At 50.7% G+C, this 438-nt stretch carries 1 protein-coding gene; it reads left to right on the forward strand.

What is annotated here, in order from left to right:
• Positions 1-438: helix-turn-helix domain-containing protein (locus tag DUK53_RS17170; RefSeq protein WP_143813230.1), on the forward strand; the 438-nt coding region annotated here is incomplete at both ends.

The following is a 438-nucleotide window of genomic DNA, read 5'->3' on the forward strand; positions in this document are numbered from 1 at the left end:
GTCCGGCACTATCTTGCCGGACTCGGCAGTCAAAAACAGACCGCCAAGACGTTTTCTATTGCCCATGTTCAACTTCGCAGATGGATTGCCGCTTATCAGCATCATGGGGAACAAGGGCTGCGGGTAGGACGCAAGCCACATTACACGCCTGACTTCAGGCTCTCTGTCGTTGAGTTCGCGCTTTCAAACTCGCTCTCTTTAGCGACAGTCGCCGCCAAATTCGATATTCCCGGTTACCTTACTGTGGAACGTTGGATTAAACTCTATCAGGAGAATGGGGCTGAAGCCCTCAACCTGAATAAGCGAAGTCGCCAAATGCGTCAGCATCCCAAAACCCCCCATGCCGATAAATCGCCTGATGAGTTGACACCCGAAGAGATGCGGGAGGAAATCGAGTTTTTACGTGCACAGAATGCTTACATAAAAAAGTTGAGAGCC

It is taken from the genome of Listeria sp. SHR_NRA_18 (genome assembly GCF_003856515.1).
Classification (GTDB): domain Bacteria; phylum Bacillota; class Bacilli; order Lactobacillales; family Listeriaceae; genus Listeria_A; species Listeria_A newyorkensis.